The 2,421-nt window shown below is 63.2% G+C and carries 1 protein-coding gene and 1 pseudogene; both read right to left on the reverse strand.

Annotation, left to right across the window (positions count from 1 at the left end):
- Positions 1-1,971 (reverse strand): methionine--tRNA ligase (gene metG / locus MOV75_RS34750; RefSeq protein WP_247007598.1); only part of this gene is annotated, 1,971 nt, incomplete at its 3' end.
- A gap of 48 nt (positions 1,972-2,019) precedes the next feature.
- Positions 2,020-2,421: pseudogene (locus MOV75_RS34755) on the reverse strand (DNA polymerase III subunit delta'); the annotation flags it as partial.

The following is a 2,421-nucleotide window of genomic DNA, read 5'->3' on the forward strand; positions in this document are numbered from 1 at the left end:
CGAACCGGGCGCGATCCGCCTGGCGCCGCCGAGCATCGCGAAGCTGCGCTCGGATTCGGGGATACCAAGGCTGTCGAGCAGCAAGCCCGAGGCGGCCGGCATCGCGGGCTGAGCCAGGATCGCGATCTGGCGCACGACTTCGGCGGTGACGTAGAGCACCGTCTTCTGCCTGGCAGGATCGGTCTTGGCGAGCGCCCACGGCGCCTCGCCGGCGAAATAGCGGTTGGCCTCCGCGACCACGGCCCAGACGGCGTTGAGCCAGTGATGGATCTGTTGCGTCGCCATGGCTTCGCGTGACGCCGTGATCATGCCGTCGGCCATCGCCAGGATCGCCTTGTCGTTGTCGCTGAACTCGCCGGGCTCGGGCAATACGCCGACGAGCTGTTTTGCGATCATCGACAGTGAACGCTGCGCCAGGTTGCCGAGATCGTTGGCGAGGTCGGCGTTGATGCGCGCGACGATGGCCTCGTGGTTGTAGTTGCCGTCCTGTCCGAACGGCACCTCGCGCAGAAAGAAATAGCGCATCTGGTCGACGCCATACTGGTCGGCGAGGTTGAAGGGATCGACGACATTGCCGACCGACTTCGACATCTTCTCACCCCTGTTGAACAGGAAGCCATGGGCATAGACCCGCTTCGGCAGCGGGATCCCGGCCGACAGCAGGAACGCCGGCCAATACACCGCATGGAAACGGATGATGTCCTTGCCGATGATGTGGACGTCGGCCGGCCAATAACGCCAGTTTCCGTCGCCTTCGTCGGGAAAGCCGACGCCGGTGATGTAGTTGGTCAGCGCGTCGACCCAGACATACATCACGTGCTCTTCGTCGCCGGGCACCTTGACGCCCCAGTCGAACGTCGTGCGCGAGATCGAGAGATCGCGCAGGCCTCCTCTGACGAAGCTCACCACCTCGTTCTTGCGGGAGTCGGGCCCTATGAAATCGGGATGATCCGCGTAGAGCTTCAGCAGCTTGTCCTGGTACGCCGACAGGCGGAAGAAATAGCTCTTCTCCTCGACCCATTCGACCGGCGTGCCCTGCGGTCCAAGCCGGACGCCGTCATCGTTCAGGCGCGTCTCGTCCTCGGCGTAATAGGCTTCATCGCGCACCGAGTACCAGCCGGCATAGGTGTCGGCATAGATATCCCCGTTCGCCTCCATGCGTCGCCAGATCTCCTGGCTGGAGCGATGATGCTGCTCCTCGGTGGTGCGGATGAAGCGGTCGAACGACACGTTCAGGCGCTCGTCCATCTCCTTGAAGCGGCCGGCATTGCGCGTGGCAAGCGCGGAGACGGACATGTTCTCACCGGCGGCCGTCTGAACCATTTTCTGACCGTGCTCGTCGGTGCCGGTCAGGAAGAACACGTCCTTGCCGTCGAGCCGCGCAAAACGTGCGAGCACGTCGGTCGCGATCGCCTCATAGGCGTGGCCGATATGCGGGCTGCCGTTGGGATAGGCGATCGCGGTCGTGATGTAGAAGACGTTGTCGCGCGCGGGGGCGGCGACGGGTGCTGCGGCTTGCGGAGCTGCGACGGGCTTCGGCGCAGGCGGCGCCTTGGGTTTAGAGATCTTGGGTTTAGAGATCTTGGGTTTTGATATCTCGGATTTTGAGATCTCGGGTTTCGAGACCTTGGGCTTCACGGCTTGCGGGGGCACGGCAACAGGCGCCGGCGCAGCGGCAACGGCAGGCGCACTCACCTTCGCCTTCTTGGCCACTTTCTTCGCCGGAGCCTTGGCTGGCTTTTTGGCCGCCTTCTTTACCGTCTTCTTGGCCACGGCCTGCTTCTTTGCGACTTTCTTGCCGGCCTTCTTCGCCGTCTTCGCGACGCTCTTCTTCACGCCCTTTTTGGCGGCGACCTTCTTGGTCTTCTTGACGGCCTTGCTGGCGCGCGCCTTCACAGCCTTCTTCGTGGCTTTTTTCGCAGCTTTCTTGCTGCCCTTGGCTTTGACGGTTTTCTTAGCTCGCGTTGCCACGACGAATTCCTTTTACCGGCTTCTCGAAATTTGGAAACAAACCTGCGCCTAGCGCGTTGCGTCCGCCAGCCAGCCGAACACCGAGAAAACCAAGGGTTTTCGCTCCAGATTGTAGGTTTCGGTGTCACGCGCGGCGCGGACGATCTTTTCCCATACCTCGGCTAGGCGCGCAAGGCGCGGCAGGTTCTGGTTGGCATTGGCCTCGTCCCCATGCAGGCGTTCCGCGATCCAGCGATCGATGCCGTCGATGAAGGCGGCAAGTGCGATGCGATCGCTGGTGCCGAGCGAATCGCCGAGCGTGTGCAATTCGCGCGGATCGACCTGCGGCAGGCGCGCGAGCAGCGCCGCCGTGCGCTGCTGAAGTTTCAGGGCATCGCCGCCGAGCAGCGTCAGGGCCCTTGCAACGCTACCCTCGGAGGCCTCCGCCACCGCGCGCAGCGCAAGATCGCT

Origin of the sequence: Bradyrhizobium sp. PRIMUS42, assembly GCF_023006515.1 — a bacterium.
In the GTDB taxonomy this organism is placed as follows: domain Bacteria; phylum Pseudomonadota; class Alphaproteobacteria; order Rhizobiales; family Xanthobacteraceae; genus Bradyrhizobium.